This is a genomic window from Catenulispora rubra, from assembly GCF_015356825.1.
GTDB lineage: Bacteria > Actinomycetota > Actinomycetes > Streptomycetales > Catenulisporaceae > Catenulispora > Catenulispora rubra.
In genome coordinates this window covers 1-725 of the sequence record NZ_JAACYW010000683.1, presented here as the reverse complement: position 1 = coordinate 725, position 725 = coordinate 1, and the positions used below count along the sequence as shown (strand labels likewise).

The window sequence follows — 725 nt, the reverse complement described above, 5'->3', positions numbered from 1 at the left end:
CTTTCGAAACGGACTGGGGCAACCCCCGCCCCGTTGGGTACCATGGCGGCGGATCAGTTCGGCTCCCGCCGAGCACCCGGTCCGGCCGCTGTGGCGCAATTGGCAGCGCACCTGTCTTGTAAACAGGCGGTTAGGGGTTCGAGTCCCCTCAGCGGCTCTCTGAAGATCAAGCCCCGTCCGGCCAGACCGTGGCGTGGATCCGCACGTACGGCAGGTCCGTCGGATCAAGTCCCTGCTCCAGAACCCGCACCGCCGCGTACTGGTTTCCGATGTTGAAGGGTCCGTGCGCCACCCGGACGCAGTACACGTCGCCCGGGACGGTGGTCACGTGTGTTGCCTCCCGCGACATGATCAGCGAGGCACAGTCCTCAGGGCTCGGTGCCCTTGCGCCCATCCACTTCGCGGCGCCCAGTCCGGCGACGAACGTTCCGTCGAAGCTGGCGCTGATGTCCGCATTCCCGGACTGGTCCGGGCTCGGTGGGACGGTCGCCAGCGAATACCCCACCGGATCGATCTGCACGTCGCCCTCCCACTGCGGCCGCGAACCGGTGGAAGACGGCGGAGTGCTCGTGCGCACTGAAGACGTAGCGGTGGTCGGTGCCGATGGAGTGGGAGAGAAAGATGGCGGCACGCCCAACCGGCCCTCCACCCTGGTGACCGACGCGTGCGCGAGCGTCCACAAGGATCTGCTCGGCCCGACGGTGCCGGACTACGCCTTCTCCGGT

Annotated in this window: 1 protein-coding gene and 1 tRNA gene; one reads left to right on the top strand and one right to left on the bottom strand. The window is 67.6% G+C overall.

Features of this window, described 5'->3' with window-relative positions:
* The first annotated feature begins 84 nt into the window (after positions 1–84).
* Positions 85–157: transfer RNA gene (locus GWK61_RS54945), tRNA-Thr, on the top strand.
* Between the two features lie 9 nt (positions 158–166).
* Here GWK61_RS54945 and GWK61_RS54940 read toward each other — a convergent pair.
* Positions 167–520, bottom strand: a complete 354-nt coding sequence (locus tag GWK61_RS54940) for a hypothetical protein (protein WP_194922350.1) — start codon at positions 518–520, stop codon at positions 167–169.
* Positions 521–725: the final 205 nt, after the last annotated feature.